Source organism: Cupriavidus basilensis (assembly GCF_008801925.2).
Lineage (GTDB): Bacteria > Pseudomonadota > Gammaproteobacteria > Burkholderiales > Burkholderiaceae > Cupriavidus > Cupriavidus basilensis.
Map to the genome: position 1 here is coordinate 3,417,877 of NZ_CP062803.1, position 19,658 is coordinate 3,437,534.

The window sequence follows — 19,658 nt, forward strand, 5'->3', positions numbered from 1 at the left end:
GCTTCCGGCACGGCTCGATTCAGGTACTAATAACGTCGACAAGATGAATGGTACGCACCTTGCAACGCAGGGATTCTGTGTTACGGTCATGCTCCGGAGCCAGTTCCAGGACGTGGTCAAAATCCAGATCACGAATGTTCGGTTCGATCACTTTTTCCGCTGGCTGGCAATGTAAGGCCCGGCATCGTCGTAGTAGCCACCGGTCGTGTATGCGTCCCGGCACTGAATGATGGCCTCGCACCGTACGATGGATGTCATAGAGCATTCTTCCGATCTCGCGCACGAATACGGTCACCGCGTGCCGCCGCGATGCAGTTCATACGCATAGATCTGCACTACGGTTGTCGGCGGCAGTCTGCCGATTTGCTCCTGGGTGTGGTTCAGCCAGGTGAGTACGTCATCGTCCCGCGCCCGCTCAGGCAGATATCCGGCCACGTTCAGGATTAACCGCTTCGCATATCCAAGCATCACTGCTCCTTTTGACTATGGGTCAATGAGACAGAAGACTCAGCCATGTGCGACCAGTGAAGAGAATCCTATTGCGTCTCCCTCAGGATGGAGGCCCACATGGCTTCGAGACCATCTGCAAAATCCACCTTCGGCGCCCATCCCGAGCATGCTCTCAGCTTGGTGCAATCCAGCACATTTGCTGCAACGTCAAATCGGCGGGGCGGCGCAAACTTGATCTCAAGCGGCAGGCGGTGACGCGCTGCCAATGGCGCGATCGCTTCCAGGACCTGAAGATTGCTGCGACCGACACCGGATCCGAGGTTGTAAACTTCACCCGCACCACCCTGTTCCAGGACTGCCACGATGCCTTGTGCCACATCCTGCACGTGGATGTAGTCGCGCACCGTGCCAGACTCCCCAAATACGGTGACATCATTGCCTTTGATAATGGAACCCATCGCGGTCGCGATGAATCCCTGCCCGGTAAACGGCTTCTGCCCAACGCCATAGGCATTGGCCGGGCGGGCAATACTGACGGGCACACCATGCAGGCGATGAAACATCAGTGCATACTTCTCGATCGTCAGCTTTGTAATGCCGTAAGGGGAGACCGGGTTGGTAGGGCTAGACTCGACAATCGGCAAACGATCGACCTGGCCATAGACCGTACCGCCCGACGAGACGATAACCATCTTTCGCAACTGCGAGTCGCGCGCCTCTTCCAGCAGCCCGACGGTTGGCGGCAAATTGGCCAGGATATCGAAAACCGGATCGGCGTAACTGGTCTGCGGCACAGTTGCATAGGCAAGGTCCACGATCTCATCGACCTGCGCCAACAAGCTGCGTAGCGTGGTATCCCCATGACCGCCAACCACATAGCGTGCCGCCCCGGGAAACCCAGGCGGCGGCTCCAAGCGCCGACCAAGCACGATCACCTCGCGCCCGGATGCAAGCAACTGCCGGACCAGCCACGTGCCGATGAAGCCGGCCCCCCCAATAACACAACAACGCATCTCTGCCCCACTCCGATGTCCAGGTACGCGCACGCCCCGGAACGCGATTGCTATGCGATGGCGGCCTAAGCGCGCATCGCATCCGCCTCGCCGCCCGACTGCACCGCTTCGGACGACATGTCGTTTTGTAAAATGGACTCGTAGCGCTCAGCGATGTGCGCCCACGTAAACTGCGCTTGCCAGCGCGCGTGCGCTGTCTCGCCGAGCACCGCCAACCGCTGCCGGTCGGCCATCATCCGCTTCATCTCGCCTGCTAGGACCTCTGGATCCACGCGCGTGTAGCCGCGCTCATCTCTGGGCGCCTCACAAATCACCCCGCCACCCGTCCAACGGGCTATTTCGTCCGCGTTGCCCACTGGCACGGAGAGAAAAGGCGTCCCGGCCGCTGCCGTCTCGAAAAGCACCAGCGGCGAGTACTCAATATTCGATGCAAAGACAAACAGGTCGGCGTTCTTGAATGCCTGTACCAATTCTGGTCGTGCAAGATCCACTTTAAGCACTTGCTTATGGGGCTGCCGTGCCGCGCGCTCGGCCCAGAAGTGGATCGGGTCAATCGATTTCCTCATATGGCGAGGTAACAAATGGGCATGACCCGCTGCTTGAATCTTGCGGGCTGCGATCGCATGCACGCGGCTCTGCACGCCACGGTAGCCTTCGCGCTGGACGACGCTCCAAAAACGCCAGCTGAGCCCAGCGACACGCCAGATACGCCCATTCACATAGGTTGCAGCAGCCCGCAACCGCCCTGCCATCTTTGGCGCCTCCACCGCATTCCCAGCTTGCCCCACTTCTGCGCCGGGGGAAACCACGGTGCGCACCACAACTGGCGCGGGCGGTGGGTTTCCGTTCAGCAGCAAGGTCACATTGCGCCCGCCGGAGCGGAGTTTTGCAAATGCCTCCAGGACTTCCCGGTGCCCTTTGACGCCAGTCATGCTGCCGACGGTCAGGAAGACAAAGCTATCGTCCGGGATACCGTGGCGGCGACGGAATTCGGGATCCGCCGAGACACCAAATTCGGTTTCACTGGCACCATTGGGCAAAATGCTACGATGCTCAAGCCCATGTTGGCGAGCGAAATCGATATCCCGATATCTCTCAGCGTAAAAGATCAGATGATCGAAACGCCGCAAGATGTCGGGCAGGTCGCGAAAGTACTGCTCGTAGGTTGGTTCGTACAGTCCCGAAAATCCACACGGGATAAACACCTTGCGCACCCGGATCTCGTCCAGGACTGGCCACAGCGCGTCGAACGTCCACTGCTGCGCTGCCTTGATCAGAATGGCATCGCCATCGAACTCGGTAACGAACTTGCGATAGCGGTCCACCTCGCCTTCGATCCCGCGTACTGCGTTGCCGCCCACGCCAAACTCGGCAATTCTTACGCCGTTATGTTCGGTGAAATCGCGCTCGGCCAACCGCGTCGTCGCCACGGTGACCTCATGGCCGCGTTGCACCATGCGCTCGGCAAGCTGGCGCATCACTTCCTGAACCCCACCGATGCTGGGGAAATAGAATTCGCAGCAAAAAAGTAAGCGCATAGCTGTTATTTGATCCCAGGCTAGTCAAATCTTAGCGAACCCAACTACGCACACGCCGTGCCATCCCACGCACAGTGCGCATGATTGGCCGCGCCCACTCTGCGTTATGCCGATGTATCAGATACTGATGTCGCAGGCTTTGTATGCGCGACTCCGTACGCGACATCACATCGGAGTCTGGATTCGCCAAGGCAATCTGCCTCCCTGCGGCGAGCACTACGGCGCACATTTGCTCCAGATTGGGTCGGGGCGAAAGCCGATGATGTGCAGAATGCGTGATCGCAGCGGCGTCGCGCACCGCGATCGACGGCTCGCGTTGTCCGAGCACGCTCGCGATGTTCTCCGCGCAAAGCAATACCAGCCGTTCCACAAAAGGATTCGGGCCAGTGCGCGACATGCTGGCCGGCACTTCCCGGTACACCAGCAGACGTTCAGGCAGGTTCGCCACCCGGGCGACCCTGGCCATCCGCGACCACAACTCATAGTCCTCTGGTGGCTGGCGGGCAGGATCGGTGGTGTAGCCGCCAATGCCATCCACAACCGATTTGCGCATCATGACTGAGCTGTGCACAAAGGGGTTGTTGAAAAGCAACTCGAACTGCAGCGACGCGTGAGCGCTGGGATGATCGTGAGCGCGGTCAGTCTGCCTGTCCCCGACCCAGATCTCTGCTGCGGTACCAAGCAGCCCATAGCCCGGATTCGACTCCAGGAACGCGATCTGCCGCGCAAGGCGTTCCGGATGCGAAAGGTCATCCTGGTCCTGGCGGGCGATATATCTCCCGCGTGCGAGCGCGATGCCACGATTCAACGTAGCCGCGAGCCCTGCATTGGCCTGATGGATCAGGCGAATGCGGGGATCCCGCAGGCTCTCGAGAATCTCGGCGGAGTTATCCTTCGAGCCATCGTTGATCACAATGAGTTCGTAGTCGGTGAAGGTTTGGGCCAGCACGCTCCGCACCGCCTTGTCCACATCGGCCGCACCGTTGTAGACGGGCAGCACCACACTAACGAGCGGTTCCGTCATAGCCGCACCCAGGAAGTGGGAATCAGATCCGTCGTGTCATGCGAGGCACCACTGAACCAGCGTTGCGGCGCCACCACGATCTTGTCCTGGGAAGGGTTGAGCCACGCGCCCCACCAACTGAACGAGCTGTTGGCAATGATGTGATGGGCGCAAGCCTTCATCAGTGCCATGTCGCAAACGCCTCGGTCCGCACCGTTGACCTGTACCAGCGTGGTCGGGTACCCGATATCGAAGTTGGCCTGCACCCATTCATGGTCGTCCGAAAACACGAAGAAATGCGGTGCCCCAACACGTTGCGCGACATGCGCGACTGCGGCGCGATAGTAGTCGAGGGAGCATATGCCATGGTACTGCGCGGTATGCGCATCCTTGACGTAATCGCCCCGCCGGATGTGCAGGGACACAGCATGGCCAGCCGCGCGCGCAATCTCGGCCGCCAACGCGACATTGGCGGCATCCAGCGGCGCCTTGAGCACAAACTCCCTGCGCAAGATCTCCGCAATAGGTGCGAAGTAGCGCTGGCTCTGCCAATATCCGTCAAGATAGGTCGGCGCAGCGGCCGACTCAATGCGCGCATCGTAAGTAAAGGACGCCTCGCGCAGCATATTCGCCGGGCGGCGCAAGCCCGCCTTGCGCAACGCGCGCTCCATCCATGTCGGCTCGCTTGCGACGACGCCCGCAGCGGACAGTTCTTCCGGCGAGGCGACCCTGGCTTTGATCGCCAGTTCGCCGAGTTCATACCGACGCAAGTCGTAGTGATCGAAACCACTGGCATCGAGAAGCAAAGCCACGCCCTGACGCTCGGCAAGTGCGCGGCCGGTTGCGTACTGGAACATTTGATTGCCCAGGCCGCCAATCAGTTTGGCGATGATCATAGACATAGAAAGATGTTGAAATGCCTGACAGCGAACTCAGCCGCCAAAGCGGTTTCTGGAAGCTCAGGCCGCGACGGCCTGCACGCCTGGAACCCGCTTGCGGGCTTCGACGAGATACCCAACCGTAAACTGTTCGATGAAACAGTTGTCCTCCATCTCGCTGAGCAACCTGGGCAGCCAGTCCATCATCAGATAGCTCCGCTCCGGCGTCATACCTTCCTTGCTTTGTTCAAGCGCGCGGCCAACTCGGTGTATTTCCTGAGCCACATGACGCAACAACCCGCCCAGAGGCGCTGCCTTGATCTCGTCGCATCCGAAATTACTCAAATGGCGTTCGTAGAAATAGGCGGAGAAGCCTCCGTAGAAATGGTAGGGCTCCTGATGGACGCCGCTTCCGAGCGGCGCAGTCAGCAGCAGCTTCCCGCCCGGCGCAGTGACACGCACCAACTCCCGCAGTGCGGTCACCGGATCCGGCACGTGCTCAAGCACTTCCGTGCACAAGACCACGTCAAAGCTCCCTGTTTCGACGGGAATATCGGTGATATCGCATACATAATCAATGGCCCCGTAGTTCCAGGTTTCCTGCAGGGGCCCTTCGCCACTTCCCTCATACTGGGCGAAATCCTGCGCCCGATACTCGGTGTGCTTGAACAATCCCTTGTAGCGGCATTGACCGGCCCCCGCATCCAGCACGCGGGCACCGGCCGGCACCTGCGCAGCCATCTTGGCCACCCACTCATCCCGCCAATACGCGGAGAAATTGATCAGTTTGTCAATATCCATGGGCGGGCTCGGCAAGTTCTGCGTATCTCCCAACAGGCTGCTGATGACTTGAACCGATCCATTCGAATGACTCTCAGCCAGCTTGGTCGCCAATGAAGTCGCAAGCGCCGACCGACCATTGACCAAGCGCGCCATCAAAGGCGCGACATCCTGCTCCGGCAGCGGTACACCCCGATTGATGGTAAGCGTCAGCGCCTTCGTCAAGACGCGCTGCAGCAGCAGCAGTCCCTTCTGCCTAACCGTCAGTTCCCCGGTTGCCTGGTCCCCAGGCCGCAAATCATTCATCGACATTCAAACCCTCGCCCATCTCGCCCGATCGACGAAAATGGTATTGATATACGTATCTGCATAGACAAAATAGCCATTTGCAACCAGATACTCGCCAATCTCGGGCAACTTCTGCTCTTGCCGAGCCTCGCTAAACGTGATCGTCTCGACGCAGATAACAGCAGGCCTGTACCTGGCCAGGTCGAGCGTCTTGACGATCTCGAAATCCAGGCCCTCAACGTCCACGGTAAGGAAGTCGGGGGCCGCGCCGGAAAAATGCTGATCAATCACCGCATTGATGCTCATTACGGGAACTTCGATGACCGACTCGATGCGGTGGACGCCCGTACTTTCGTACCGCTTTGCCTCTGTTTCCGAGAAGGTATTGAGCGTGCGAGTCGACATGACATAGAAGGGCAATGCAGCCGCTTGTTGCTCTCCAATGCCCACGTTGAGGTTGACGTCGCCCGGCCGCTGTTTCGGAAACTCGGCAAACAGATCCGGATCTGGCTCCACATTCACGCCGCGACAGCCTTGCGCGTAAAAGAAGCTCGTGTTGCTCAATCGGGTTGGGTGATGGGCCCCGATGTCCAGATAGGTGGGCCGCACGATCCCTATGGCACGGAAGACAAAATCCGCGATCACATCCTCGCCCGATTGGGAGAATGAATGGCGTCCGTCGGCAGGCACCTGCGGCGCCTCCGGCAGCGGCTCAGCTAAGGGCTTCTCTTCCTGCAAACCCTTCCAAATCCGTTTCAGCATACTCATTAATGGCATCGACACGAAACCTGGCGCCGCATTGGCGAAAACGATGCGCCAAAAATCACCAGTCGAGTTCCCTTAAAAATAACCCACATTAATAAAGAGTTCCAACTCAAGCCTCAATTCGACGCTGCCTGAATCTTTCAAGCGGTCGCCCTACCAAGTACGCCAACCCAGCAGCAAGAGCGGTGGAGAAAACAACCGGCTTAAACCCATAATAACCAAAATCGCCGCTACACATTGGCACCACGATCAAGTGACACAAATAAATCGGATACGACAACTCCCCGATATACCTATCAATTTTGCAATCCCTGGTCGCAATAAAAACGAACGGGATTGAGATCGCCAACACCAACAAGTAGATCGTTTGCGCAGTCTCAAATGGCCTGTAAAATCCGGCCCCTTTTGGCAAAACCGGATAAACCAATGTCAATCCAATCATCACCACAAGAAGAAACCATCCAACAAGACCGACCTCCCTCACAGAAAGGAGCGCATACAATCGATAAACGAGAGCACCTATCAAAAACAATCCGAATTCAAAAGGCAGAAATCGGTAATTCCACGGATCCGAATCCAGCCCATTGATATAAGCCAGATATCTCAACGAGAACGCCGCAATCACGGACCCAAACAAAATCACCATGCCTCTTCGAAACAAAAACGGCGCCAAACAATAAACCAACAACTCCAGCTCCAGCGACCAAGCCTGGGGTACAAATGAAAACTCAAAAAGGCGCGGCGTATAAGAGCTGGCATGCGTCGAGAACTCCATTACCCCATGCTGAAGCGCCAGAAAGAATCCAGTCCCGATTCCCAGTATAAATAAATTATTGACCACAATAAACAGCGACGTCACCGGGTGAAAATCCGACCAACCAGATACGATCTTCTCAAGCACTCCCAGGGAGTGAAAGTACTGCGGCCAAATCACACCTGCCACCGACACCAGGACTGCCAGCAGGAGAACAACCCAATAGATTGGAAATATCCTCAACAGCCGATTGCTATAAAAAAGAAAGGTTCCCCTGATACCCCTTGCATACTTCCGGTCCAGTATCATGGCCATATAAAAACCGGAAATCATGAAGAATCCCTGAACAGCGACCACGCCACCGGTCAGAGTAAGCCCAAAAAAATTTGAGGAATGCTCAATGACAACCGCAATCGCCAACAAAAACCTCAAAAGCCCCATTTCCCATCGCTTCCCAAAAACCAGAATATCCAAGACATCGGGAGCTAGGAGCAACTTCCTGGAGCCCCCTCCTGACGAATTCGTGCGCCGCGCTATCAGTCACCGCATCATGACAGCACACCCGGCATTCAAGCCTTCTGATAATCCCACTGCAGTCGCGGCCGCGACACACCAGGCAACCCACCGCCCCAACCATGTCGGCGTGGATCGGTATTCTCCGGCTCGTAGATCTCGAACCGCAGAGCATTATATAAAGCAAAGTGCAGAGGATCCGGCATCTCGTAGCTGCTTAGCGCCGGCATGAGGCTGAAACGCCCCACATTAAATTGAAAGGGCTCAATCTTGCAAATGGCTTGATATTCGCCGCGCTCGTTGGGTGCTGTCGTCTCGGGAAAGGAGATAAAGACGCGCCCCCCACTCTCATCATAAAAATGGAAATTAGGTACAACCCTGAATGGCGCATCCTTGATGATTCGATAGCGCAAGACAATGCTGAAAGGCTTGTCAATGTTCAGATGAGCGGTGACCTTTCCACTCTCATCACGCAGTTCACCGCCAATACACTGCGCATATTCCGCACAATCGATCTGCGTTTCTGCATCCGCATCCGGGAATTCAAAGCACTCCTTATGCCAGGCGCGCTTCTCGGATTCCTCAGTGATGGTTCTCACGTATGCAGTCGCCGCGTCCTCCACAGGAGTATACGACACAACCTGCCCATTCTTGAGGTAAAGGGCCTTTTCGCACATCGACTTGACCGCAGCCATGCTATGGCTCACGAACAGCACTGTGCGACCAGACCCGGTCAACTCACGCATCCGGTCCATGCAGCGCTTCTGGAATGCCTGATCGCCGACCGACAGCACTTCATCGACAATCAGCACATCCGGATCCAGCCAGGCCGAAACGGAGAAAGCCAAACGAACGTACATACCGCTGGAGTAGTACTTCACCGGCGTGTCGATGAACTTCTCCACGCCGGAGAAATCCACAATCTGGTCGAACTTTCGTAGTGTCTCGGTCTTTGGCATGCCGAGGATTGCACCGTTCAGAAAGATGTTCTCCCGCCCGGTCAACTCCGGGTGAAATCCCGTCCCGACTTCGAGGAGACTAGACACTTTGCCGCGGATCGCTACCTGCCCCTTGGTGGGCTCCGTAATCCGGCTAAGAATCTTGAGAAGCGTGGACTTTCCGGCCCCGTTTCCGCCAATGACCGCCACCCGTTCACCTTCCTTGATCTCAAAGGAGACGTCCCGCAGCGCCCAGAATTCCTCAACCGTTTTTGTCACCTCTTCATCAACCGCAATGCCGTGCGAATGACCGAAAGGGAGGAACCTGGACATTTTTCGCCCAATCGCCTCTCGAATGGAGCGCGGCTCATTACCAGCCAGATGGTTAATGAGATATTTTTTTGATAGATCTTCTACCTTTACCGAGTACGTCATAATTTAGATCACATCCGCAAAGCTGGCCTCAGCCTTTCGAAAATATCGAACCCCGGTTATCAACAAAACCAGGCCGATTGCCGCAGAAATCAGAACGCTTGGCCAGAAGATCTGAATATCCGAGCCGAGTATGCACCAACGAAATCCATCAATAATTCCAACCAGCGGATTCAGGGAATACAACAACCGCCATTTCTCTGGAATCAACGTGGACGAATAGCCCACCGGGGATACATAGATACCCAGTTGCAAGAGAAATGGTATAAGATGCCGGAAATCCCGATACCGGACGTTGAGTGCGGCTGCCCAAAGCCCGAGACCAAATGAGAACATCGCGGCCAGCGCCGTAAAAAGCGGCAGGAACAGGATCCGCCAATCTGGAAAGTGGTTGTACCAAAGCATCATCCCAACGAGCAGAATGCCGGAGATGAAGAAGTCAACTAAGCTCACCAGCAGCGTACTGCATGGCACAATAAGCCTTGGAAAGTAGACTTTTGACAGCAACTGCGAGTTGGTAACCAGGCTATTGCTGCAGTCGGTCAGTGCATTCGAAAAGAAGTACCACGGCAACATCCCCGCAAATACGACTAGCGAATACGGCAACCCCCCCGAAGACAGGCCTGCGATCCGGCCAAACACGACCGTGAACACCAGCATTGTGAGCAGCGGCCGGATGAGAACCCAGCCGGCCCCTACCAGGGTCTGCTTATAGCGAACCAGAATGTCGCGCCAAGCGAGAAAGTATAACAATTCCCTGTGCTTGAAAAAATCTGACCAATAATCCTTGGCGGCCCGCCCATTAGCGAGGAGGGTCACATTTTCTGTCGTACTCATAAAACTTCACCGTTAGCAATTCGCCGGACTCCGGAGGTTGGCACTGCAACACGGAGGCATACGAGGTATGGATTAGGCTCTACTTCGCGTAGTGCTCGACGAACCACTGATACGTCTCGGCAACACCATCGCGCAGCGCGATCCGCGCCTTCCAGCCCAGTGCACTCAGCCGGTCGACGTCCATCAATTTGCGCGGTGTACCATCGGGCTTGCTCAGGTCTTGCACGATCTTGCCGCGGAAGCCGACCACTTCGCCAACGAGTTGCCCGAGTTCGCGGATTGTGACGTCCTCGCCAACACCGACGTTGACAAACGCTTCATCTGAGTAGTTTTGCATCAGGAAAACAGCTGCATCGCCAAGATCGTCCACATGCATGAATTCCCGACGCGGAGTGCCCGTACCCCACATCACGACTTCAGCATCCCCACGCTCCTTTGCTTCGTGGAACTTGCGCAGCAGCGCAGGCAGGACGTGCGAATTCTCCAGATTGAAGTTGTCGCCAGGCCCGTACAAGTTGGTCGGCATCAACGAGATTGCATCGAAGCCATACTGCTTGCGGTACGCCTGGCACATCTTGATGCCAGCGATCTTGGCGATGGCGTACCACTCGTTGGTGGGCTCAAGCTCGCCGGTCAGCAGGCAGCTCTCAGGCATAGGCTGAGGCGCGAATTTCGGATAGATGCAGGACGAGCCAAGGAACAGAAGCTTGCTCGCGCCATTTGACCAGGCAGCGTGAATGACGTTAGTCTGGATCGCAAGGTTGTCGCGAATGAACTCTGCAGGATAAAGATTGTTGGCTTGGATGCCACCCACCTTGGCCGCCGCGAGAAATACATACTCAGGGCGTTCCGCGGCGAAGAAGGCATCCACGGCCGCCTGATTCGTCAGATCCAGCTCGGTGTGGGTACGCAGCAGCAAGTTGTCGCACCCCACGGCTTGCAGGCGTCGCACAATGGCGGAGCCCGCAAGCCCGCGATGGCCCGCCACGTAGATCTTGGCATGCGGATTCATCATTGGGTGCTCACTCGTGATAGTTGAATGCCTTGAACCCGGCCTCTGTGACGAGGCTGTCGCGCTTGGCAAGCTTGAAGTCTTCCTCGACCATTTCCCGGACCAGTTCAGCAAAAGTGGTGCGGGGCGTCCAGCCAAGTTTTTCGCGCGCCTTGGTGGGGTCACCTAGCAGCGTTTCCACCTCGGCGGGGCGGAAGTAGCGCGGATCGACCGAGACAATCTTCTGCCCAGGCACTACCTTCAGCCCGGCGCTTGCGGTCTTTTCCTCGGCGACTGCCTCGACAATGCCGACCTCGTCGACGCCCTCGCCTTCGAAGCGAACCTTAATGCCAAGTTCGGAAGCAGCGGTGCGGACGAAATCGCGCACCGAGTACTGCACGCCGGTCGCGATGACGAAGTCTTCGGGTTGCTCCTGCTGGAGCATCAGCCACTGCATCTCGACATAATCGCGGGCATGGCCCCAGTCACGCAAGCTGTTGAGATTGCCAAGATACAGGCAGTCTTGCAGGCCCAGCGCGATACGGGAAATGGCACGCGTAATCTTGCGCGTCACAAACGTCTCGCCGCGCAGCGGTGACTCGTGATTGAATAGAATGCCATTGCAGGCATAGATACCGTATGACTCGCGATAGTTGACCGTGATCCAGTAGCCGTAAAGTTTGGCCACCGCATAGGGCGAGCGCGGATAGAACGGCGTGGTCTCCTTCTGCGGGATCTCCTGCACCAGACCGTAGAGCTCGGATGTCGATGCCTGGTAAAAGCGAGTCTTCTTTTCAAGTCCCAGGATGCGAATCGCCTCCAGGAGCCGCAGAGCACCCAGGGCATCGCCATTCGCCGTGTATTCCGGGCTCTCGAACGAAACCGCCACGTGGGACTGCGCGCCGAGGTTGTACAACTCATCCGGCTGCACCTGCTGGATGATGCGGATTAGATTGGTCGAATCGGTCAGGTCGCCGTAGTGCAGAATGAAATTCCGATGATCAACGTGCGGATCTTGATACAAATGATCGATGCGATCCGTGTTGAACAACGAAGCACGGCGCTTGATGCCATGGACTTCGTACCCCTTTGCAAGCAGCAATTCTGCCAGATAGGCGCCATCCTGCCCTGTAACACCTGTAATAAGTGCGACCTTTTTCATTTTGCATTCATCCTGTTTAAATTCGGCCATAGGAATCTTCGAAGCGAACAATATCGTCTTCTTCGAGATAGTCCCCGCACTGTACTTCGATCATGACCAAGGGCAATTTCCCTGGATTTTCCAGACGGTGGCGATTGCCAGCAGGGATATAGGTAGATTCATTGGTGTTGACTAATACTTCCCGCTCGCCATTGACCACTTTCGCCATCCCGCTGACAATGATCCAATGCTCGCTGCGGTGATAGTGCATCTGCAGCGACAGCGAGGCTCCCGGCTTCACCTCAATACGCTTGATCTTGAAGCGCGGTCCGCCTTCGAGCACCGTGTAGGTGCCCCAGGGCCGATGCACTTTGCGATGTATCCTGCTCGCGTCGTGGCCCCGCAAATTCAGTTGCCGAACGATCTCTTTGACGTCCTGTGCGTGACTCTTTTCCGCGATCAGTAAGGCGTCAGCGGTATCGACGACGATCAGGTCGCTCACCCCAACCAGTCCAACCATGCGATCTTCGCTGCGGACGTAGCAATTTGCCGCATCGTGCAGAAGCGCTTCACCTACGACACAGTTGCCACTGGCATCGGCCGCGGCCAGATCGCTGATCGCATTCCACGATCCTACATCGTTCCATCCGATATCGCAGGGCACGACGGCAACCGAAGCCGATTTCTCCATCAGCGCATAGTCGATAGAAATATTGGGTACTAATTCGAACGTATTGGCGTCGAGAGTGACCTGCGAAAGCTTCTCTCCCTGCATCCGGCTTGACTTAGCAAGGCACTCGCGAACGGCTTGCAAAAGCTGGCACGCGTGCTTCTCCAACTGCGCGATGACCGTTCCCGCACGGAAACAGAAGATGCCCGCATTCCAGAAATAACGGCCCGTGGCAACGTATTCGACTGCCTTCTCCAGGGATGGCTTTTCCACAAATTGCTTGACCCGGAAGCCATCTGCCTCGATATAGCCATAGCCGGTTTCAGGTCCATCGGGATGGATACCCAGCGTCACCAAGTAACCGTCATTGGCCAGACGGCGTGCCTCGGCGATCGCCTCGGCGAATTTCGCCTGGTCAGCAATCAGGTGGTCGGCAGCCAGAATCAGCAGGATGGCATCCTCGCCATGGCGCTCGGCCACATGAAGCGCTGCGGCTGCAATAGCCGGCGACGTATTCCGGCCGCACGGCTCGAGAATATATGACGTTGGAATACCAGCCTGATTGATGTCGCGGTATTCATCCTCAGTCTTGAAAAATAATTCCCTATTTGTCACCGTGAGGACTTCAGCCACATCCGGCAATGCGGACGCACGCAGAAATGCCTTTTGCAAAAGGCTATGCTCGCCGGCGAGGCGAATGAAAGGCTTGGGATGCAGCTCCCGAGACACCGGCCATAGCCTTGTTCCCGCCCCTCCGGACAAAATAACTGGGATGAATGTCATTGAATTCGCCAAAACCGATGGTGGTGCTGACCCGGCCTAAATAAGCCGAGAACATAGTAATATTTTAACATATCGCATTGCAGTGAATAAGGACGCACATTTCACGCCTGCCTTACGATATTCAAAGTAGCGTGCCCGTCGCGCAGACTTCGCCACGGCATACTGGCATGTATTACGCAAACGACTGAACCACGCGCCGATAGTGCGCGATAACATTTCTTTCGTCGAAATCTGTTCTCATCTTTGCGCGACCAGCGGCGCCCATCCGGCGCCACGAAGCAGGATCCCGCTTGATCATGGCTTCCATCTTGTTGGCCAGGTCCTCAGCGTCCCGATCGCGGCACAGGAAGCCGGTCTCGCCATCGTCGATGACATCGCGACATCCAGGCACCGCCGTTGCGATCACCGGGCGCTCCATCGCGCAAGCCTCCATGAGCGATCGCGGGACGCCCTCTCGATACGACGGCAGCACGACGCAATGCGCTGCCGCGATAGCGGGCCGGACATCGCTCACTGTCCCCAGATAGTCGATGACGCCCTCCGCCAACCAGGCATTGATCTGGCTGTCCGGGATGGCGCTTGGATTCGCGCCGCCGGCAGGCCCCAGCAACTCGCAGCGGACCTGCGAATGACGCGCTTTCAAGGCACGCGCCGCGTCGACGTATTCGCCGATGCCTTTGTCCCATAGCAAGCGGGCGATCAGCAGGAAGCGAAAGTTTCCGGATATGGGCGTATCGGCATCCGGGGGCAGTGCGTAGAAGTCCAGGTCGACGCCTTCTCCCGGCAAGATCCTGCACTTGCCCGGATCGACCAATCCCTCGGAAACGAACGCGCTACGATCCTCCTGATTGAGAAACCATACTTCACGGGAGAAGCGCAGCGCGACGCGATACAACATCTTGCTGACACGCGATACCACACCCGTGTTGATGAAAACGTAGCCAAGCCCGGTTGTGATGGCGATGGACCGGATACCCGCGAGCCGCGCCGCCAGCGAACCGTAAATGTTTGGCTTGATGGTGTAATGAAAGATCACGACGGGCCGAATCTTGCGATAAAGCACATGCAACGAGGCGATCAACCGCAGGTCCTGCAAGGGATTCCGGCCCTGCGCGGACATCTCCAGCGCGTGAAATATGCAGCCCATTGTCCGCAACGACGCCGCGTCCTCGTCCTCTGGTGCTGCCACGTGGACCTCGTAGCCGTCTTCGATCAACGCGGCAAGCACGCCCCTGCGGAACTGGTGCATGGACCATGCCGTATTGGCGCAAAAGAGGATCTTGCCGCGACACGCCAGGCGAGCGCTCCCCCGAGGGGTCACTTCCTCGTCGGGGCCTTCAAGTACCCGCATACCTTCACTTGTCACCGCCGCACCTCAGAACGGGTTCTCAGCATGACGCAATGCCGGTGCACTCGCGTCTCGTGCGTGCAAAATCAGATTCTGCTTAGTCGGCCACGCGATGCCGATATCGGGGTCGTTCCATGCAATCGCGCACTCATGTAGCTGATCGTAGAAATCCGTCATCTTGTACAGCACGTCGGCAAACTCGGAGGTCACCATAAATCCATGTGCAAAGCCTTCCGGCACCCATAGCTGCCGGCGATTCTCGGCTGACAGGCTCACGCCCACCCACTTACCAAACGTCGGGGACTGCTTGCGGATATCGACCGCCACATCGAATACCTCGCCCGCCACAACGCGGACCAGCTTGCCCTGAGGGCGCCGCGTCTGGTAGTGAAGCCCGCGCAGCACATTTAGTACCGATCGAGAATGATTATCCTGGACAAACTCCCGCTGCAGACCCGTTGCCTGTTCGAACTCCCTAGCATTGAAGCTCTCAAAGAAAAACCCACGCGAGTCTTGCAGCACCTTGGGCTCGATAATGAGCACATCGGGCAATGCAGTCGGGATGATAGTCAGCTTCATGGCAGATTACCTAGGCCGATCCGTAAGAATGCGCCGCAGGTACTGGCCATAGGAATTCTTCGAAAGTGGCTCCGCCAGCTCCTCGACTTGCTCCGCACTGATCCATTTGCTGCGAAACGCGATCTCCTCGGGGCACGCTACCATCAGGCCCTGGCGATTCTGCACCGTCGCAATGAAACTGGCCGCTTCGAGCAGCGAGTCGTGCGTCCCGGTGTCCAGCCAGGCATAGCCGCGCCCGAGCACTTCCACATCGAGTTGCTGCATTTCCAGGTACCGCTTGTTGACGTCGGTAATCTCCAGCTCACCGCGCGCCGATGGCCGGATTTCGGTTGCCAAGTCGCATACTTGGTTGTCATAGAAATACAAGCCCGTCACAGCGTAGTTGGACCGCGGTACAACGGGTTTTTCTTCCAGCGACAGCGCCCGAAATTCATCATCGAACTCCACCACGCCATACCGCTCGGGATCGTGTACGTGATAGGCAAAAATAGTGGCCCCCGCGGTTTGCGCGGACACTTGCTGCAGCTGCCGGATCAGGGCGTGGCCGTGAAAAATGTTGTCGCCCAGAATCAGTGCCGACGGATCATTACCCACAAAGTCGCGGCCAATAATGAAAGCCTGCGCCAAGCCGTCCGGCGTCGGTTGCACGGCGTACTGGAGGTTCAAGCCCCACTTCCTACCGTCGCCGAGCATGTCGGCGAAGCGCGGAGTGTCTTCCGGCGTGGAGATCACCAGAATGTCACGGATCCCTGCCAGCATCAGTGTAGACAATGGGTAGTAGATCATTGGCTTGTCATACACCGGCAGCAATTGCTTGGATACCGAGCGTGTGATTGGATACAGCCGCGTGCCGGAACCGCCGGCCAGGATGATGCCTTTGCGCATGGTGCTGAGTTCAGGAAAGGATCTGGTCGAGCAGGAAATGCATGCCCTGCTGCCAATCCGGAAGATGGATGTCGAAGGTCTCGCGCAGTTTGCTGGTGTCCAGGCGCGAGTTCGCGGGCCGCGGCACTGATAGTGGATACTCACAAGCCGGAATTGGGATGATTGCCGCTAGGTCCACCGTCAACTCTACGCCGAGCGATGCCGCATAGCGCAACACTTCAGTGGCGTAGGCATGCCAGCTAGCCTCGCCGGCTGCGGCCAGGTGGTAGATGCCCCCGACGAAGGCCGCACGGTCCCCCGCAAGCCAATGGCGCGCAACGATCTGCGCCGTCACGTCGGCAATCAATGCGGCCGAGGTCGGTGCACCGAACTGGTCGGCTACCACGCGCAGGCTGCCACGCTCTCGGCCGAGCTTGAGCATAGTCTTGGCGAAGTTGCCGCCATGGGCGCCCGCAACCCAACTGGTGCGCAGCACTAGAGCGGCGGCGCCAGATGCGGCGATAGCCTGCTCCCCGGCCAGCTTGCTCCTGCCATAGACAGATTGCGGGCCGACCGCATCCGATTCGACGTATGGGCCAGCCTTGCGGCCGTCGAACACGTAGTCGCTCGAGTAATGCACCAGCAGACTATCCAGCCCCCTCGCCTCTTCAGCCAGCACACCTGCCGCCGTGCCGTTGACGGCAAACGCGGTTTCGGCGTCGGTCTCGGCCTTGTCCACCGCCGTGTAGGCGGCGGGATTGACGATCACATCGGGCCGATACTGGCGGACCAGCTGGCGCAGCTCATCCAGGCGGGAGAGATCACAGGCGGCGCGGTCAAGCGCGATCACGTTACCGAGCGGAGCCAAGCTCCGGCGCAGCTCGAAACCGACCTGTCCGTTGCTTCCTGTTACAAGAAGGGTAGGAGCGCGATACGCCTTATGCGGCATATTGCTTCGCAACCCAGTTCCGATATTCACCGGACATCACATCCTGAACCCAGGCTTGATTATCCAGGTACCACTGGACCGTCTTGCGCATGCCTGTCTCGAACGTCTCGGCCGGTTTCCAGCCGAGTTCGCGCTCGAGCTTGCGGGCATCAATTGCGTAGCGCCGGTCGTGGCCCGGGCGGTCCTTGACGAAGGTGATCTGGTCACGGAACGAACCAGTCGCTTTGGGTCGCAGTTCATCGAGCAGGTCGCATAGCATGTGAACCACATCGAGATTGGTCTTTTCGTTCCAGCCACCCACGTTGTACGTTTCGCCCAGGCGGCCTCGCGCCAGGACTTCGCGGATGGCGGCGCAATGGTCGCCCACATATAGCCAGTCGCGCACGTTCATCCCGTCACCATAGACCGGCAAGGGCTTGCCGCCCAGTGCGTTGGCGATGATCAGGGGGATCAGCTTCTCGGGGAAGTGATAGGGGCCATAGTTGTTGGAGCAGTTGGTCGTAACGACCGGCAAGCCGTAAGTATGGTGATAGGCCCGCACCAGATGATCGGATGCCGCCTTCGATGCCGAATAGGGACTATTGGGGGCGTAGGCCGTAGTCTCGGAAAACTGCGGCTCGCCCGCCTCAAGCGAACCGAAGACCTCGTCAGTGGAGACATGTAGGAAACGGAAAGCCACCTTGGCTTCGTCGCCGAGCGCGCTCCAGTAGGCGCGCACGGCTTCGAGCAGCGTGAAGGTGCCGACGATATTGGTCTGAATGAATTCGCCCGGGCCGTGAATGGAGCGGTCTACATGGCTCTCAGCAGCAAAGTGCACCACAGCGCGCGGCTTGTAAGTGGCCAGCAATTGGTCCATCGCAGCGCGATCACAGATGTCCGTTTGCGAGAAGATATGTCGAGCGTCGCCATCCAGCGAAGCAAGCGTCTTGCGATTGCCAGCGTACGTGAGCTTGTCGACATTGACAATGCCGTCGGTGCCGTCAGTGCCAAACCAGTTCAAGACGAAGTTGGCGCCGATGAACCCTGCACCGCCCGTAACGAGAATATGAGACAAAAGTTGTGCTCCCTGCCTATCGATATATTCCGAGGACCCGGCCAATGCCAAGCGCCCGCCTTGGTCCATCGTAGGGACAGCGGGATCTTAAGTACCTGCAGAAGTGCCGGTATTCTATCCGACCGAGGACGGGGACTTACCCGGAATGGGCATCTTTTTGTAGCCTGTTGTAACGTCCCACCGGAAATTTCAGCACAATATTGCCAATTCAAACTGTTTTACGTGTGTGATCAATCAGGCAGCTTATTTTTGTGATCAATAATCATCATTATGCCATCGGCGACCTCCAGGGATGTGCAGGTTCCCTTGAAGAACTCGTCTTACAACACCTCCCCGCCGACAGCCAACTCCGCTTCGTAGGCGACCTGGTAAACCGCGGCCCCGCCTCCGCACGCACGCTGCGAACCGTGCGCCAGCTCGGCAAGCGCGCCGAGTCCGTGCTCGGCAACCACGACATCCACCTGCTGGCTGTGGCCGCCGGCGTACGTAAAAGCGGCCGCAGCGACACTTTGGTTGATATCCTCGAAGCGCCAGATTGCGATGAATTGCTTACTTGGCTAAGGCATCGCCCCCTGGCCATCCACGAAGACAGCTTCCTGCTCGTGCACGCGGGCGTGCTTCCGCAATGGACCACAGAGCAGACAATGGCGCTGGCGGCGGAGGTCGAGCGCGAACTGCGCGGCCCGGGCTGGAAGGCGTTCCTGGCCGACATCTTCGGCAATGCGGCGGACCGGTGGGACCCGGCCTTGCGGGGCATCGAACGTCACCGTGTCGTGATCAACGCCCTGACCCGCCTGCGCTTTTGCAACGTCGACGGCGTGATGGACCTCAAGACCAAGGAAGGCCCAGGCAGCACGCCGGCTGGCTTCATGCCGTGGTTCGATGTGCCCGGACGGCGCACCGAAGACACCACGGTGGTATGCGGGCATTGGTCCACGCTCGGATTGGTGATGCGCCCCAACCTGATGGCGCTGGATACTGGATGTGTCTGGGGTGGCAAGCTCACCGCCGCACGCCTGGCGGCGGATCCGGCTGAACGCACGCTGATCCAGGTGGAGTGCCCGCAGTACTGCGATCCGCTGGCTTGAGC

General features: G+C 57.7%; 19 protein-coding genes. 1 reads left to right on the forward strand and 18 read right to left on the reverse strand.

The features are described from left to right. Positions 1 to 291: 291 nt before the first annotated feature. The 18 genes from F7R26_RS15725 to rfbB all read right to left on the reverse strand — a co-directional run bounded on the left by F7R26_RS15725 (position 292) and on the right by rfbB (position 18,568). Entirely contained in the window at positions 292 to 468 is a 177-nt protein-coding gene (locus F7R26_RS15725; RefSeq protein ID WP_170301744.1) for a hypothetical protein, read from the reverse strand. 68 nt (positions 469 to 536) lie between these two features. Next, positions 537 to 1,463: an NAD-dependent epimerase/dehydratase family protein gene (locus F7R26_RS15730; protein WP_150984067.1), complete on the reverse strand. Its 927-nt coding sequence runs from the start codon at positions 1,461 to 1,463 to the stop codon at positions 537 to 539. 65 nt (positions 1,464 to 1,528) lie between these two features. Next, positions 1,529 to 3,001 (reverse strand): glycosyltransferase family 4 protein, encoded by a 1,473-nt coding sequence (locus F7R26_RS15735; protein WP_150984066.1) that lies wholly within the window; start codon positions 2,999 to 3,001, stop codon positions 1,529 to 1,531. Between the two features lie 31 nt (positions 3,002 to 3,032). Beyond that, complete coding sequence (locus F7R26_RS15740; RefSeq protein ID WP_150984065.1) at positions 3,033 to 4,025, reverse strand: glycosyltransferase family 2 protein; 993 nt, start codon at positions 4,023 to 4,025, stop codon at positions 3,033 to 3,035. Further along, a complete protein-coding gene (locus tag F7R26_RS15745) occupies positions 4,022 to 4,906 on the reverse strand; it encodes an alpha-1,2-fucosyltransferase (protein WP_241754341.1) in 885 nt (294 codons plus the stop codon). Before F7R26_RS15745 ends, F7R26_RS15740 begins: the two co-directional genes overlap by 4 nt. Positions 4,907 to 4,963: 57 nt before the next feature. Beyond that, positions 4,964 to 5,974 (reverse strand): class I SAM-dependent methyltransferase, encoded by a 1,011-nt coding sequence (locus F7R26_RS15750; RefSeq protein ID WP_150984063.1) that lies wholly within the window; start codon positions 5,972 to 5,974, stop codon positions 4,964 to 4,966. Beyond that, on the reverse strand, positions 5,975 to 6,718 hold the full coding sequence (locus tag F7R26_RS15755; RefSeq protein ID WP_170301743.1) for an FkbM family methyltransferase: 744 nt from the start codon (positions 6,716 to 6,718) through the stop codon (positions 5,975 to 5,977). A gap of 106 nt (positions 6,719 to 6,824) precedes the next feature. Further along, positions 6,825 to 7,943 (reverse strand): acyltransferase family protein, encoded by a 1,119-nt coding sequence (locus F7R26_RS15760; protein WP_150984061.1) that lies wholly within the window; start codon positions 7,941 to 7,943, stop codon positions 6,825 to 6,827. Positions 7,944 to 8,038: 95 nt separating this feature from the next. Further along, positions 8,039 to 9,355 carry an ABC transporter ATP-binding protein gene (locus F7R26_RS15765; RefSeq protein WP_150984060.1) on the reverse strand — a complete coding sequence of 439 codons (1,317 nt, stop codon included), beginning with the start codon at positions 9,353 to 9,355 and terminating at the stop codon, positions 8,039 to 8,041. A 3-nt stretch (positions 9,356 to 9,358) separates the two neighbouring features. Continuing rightward, positions 9,359 to 10,189 carry an ABC transporter permease gene (locus F7R26_RS15770; protein ID WP_150984059.1) on the reverse strand — a complete coding sequence of 277 codons (831 nt, stop codon included), beginning with the start codon at positions 10,187 to 10,189 and terminating at the stop codon, positions 9,359 to 9,361. A 79-nt stretch (positions 10,190 to 10,268) separates the two neighbouring features. Then, entirely contained in the window at positions 10,269 to 11,201 is a 933-nt protein-coding gene (gene fcl / locus F7R26_RS15775) for a GDP-L-fucose synthase (RefSeq protein WP_150984219.1), read from the reverse strand. Positions 11,202 to 11,211: 10 nt separating this feature from the next. Beyond that, complete coding sequence (gmd, locus tag F7R26_RS15780) at positions 11,212 to 12,342, reverse strand: GDP-mannose 4,6-dehydratase (protein WP_150984218.1); 1,131 nt, start codon at positions 12,340 to 12,342, stop codon at positions 11,212 to 11,214. Between the two features lie 16 nt (positions 12,343 to 12,358). Beyond that, complete coding sequence (locus F7R26_RS15785; RefSeq protein ID WP_150984058.1) at positions 12,359 to 13,774, reverse strand: mannose-1-phosphate guanylyltransferase/mannose-6-phosphate isomerase; 1,416 nt, start codon at positions 13,772 to 13,774, stop codon at positions 12,359 to 12,361. A 172-nt stretch (positions 13,775 to 13,946) separates the two neighbouring features. Beyond that, on the reverse strand, positions 13,947 to 15,071 hold the full coding sequence (locus tag F7R26_RS15790) for a glycosyltransferase family 4 protein (RefSeq protein ID WP_277820365.1): 1,125 nt from the start codon (positions 15,069 to 15,071) through the stop codon (positions 13,947 to 13,949). Between the two features lie 78 nt (positions 15,072 to 15,149). Further along, positions 15,150 to 15,701, reverse strand: coding sequence for a dTDP-4-dehydrorhamnose 3,5-epimerase (rfbC, locus tag F7R26_RS15795; protein WP_150984056.1), 552 nt, complete (start codon positions 15,699 to 15,701; stop codon positions 15,150 to 15,152). A 6-nt stretch (positions 15,702 to 15,707) separates the two neighbouring features. After that, complete coding sequence (gene rfbA / locus F7R26_RS15800) at positions 15,708 to 16,586, reverse strand: glucose-1-phosphate thymidylyltransferase RfbA (RefSeq protein ID WP_150984055.1); 879 nt, start codon at positions 16,584 to 16,586, stop codon at positions 15,708 to 15,710. 10 nt (positions 16,587 to 16,596) lie between these two features. Further along, positions 16,597 to 17,514: a dTDP-4-dehydrorhamnose reductase gene (gene rfbD / locus F7R26_RS15805; RefSeq protein WP_150984217.1), complete on the reverse strand. Its 918-nt coding sequence runs from the start codon at positions 17,512 to 17,514 to the stop codon at positions 16,597 to 16,599. Continuing rightward, positions 17,504 to 18,568 (reverse strand): dTDP-glucose 4,6-dehydratase, encoded by a 1,065-nt coding sequence (gene rfbB / locus F7R26_RS15810; RefSeq protein WP_150984054.1) that lies wholly within the window; start codon positions 18,566 to 18,568, stop codon positions 17,504 to 17,506. Before rfbB ends, rfbD begins: the two co-directional genes overlap by 11 nt. Positions 18,569 to 18,819: 251 nt before the next feature. Here rfbB and F7R26_RS15815 point away from each other — a divergent pair, with 251 nt between their 5' ends. Then, positions 18,820 to 19,656: a symmetrical bis(5'-nucleosyl)-tetraphosphatase gene (locus tag F7R26_RS15815; RefSeq protein WP_150984053.1), complete on the forward strand. Its 837-nt coding sequence runs from the start codon at positions 18,820 to 18,822 to the stop codon at positions 19,654 to 19,656. Positions 19,657 to 19,658 lie beyond the last annotated feature (2 nt).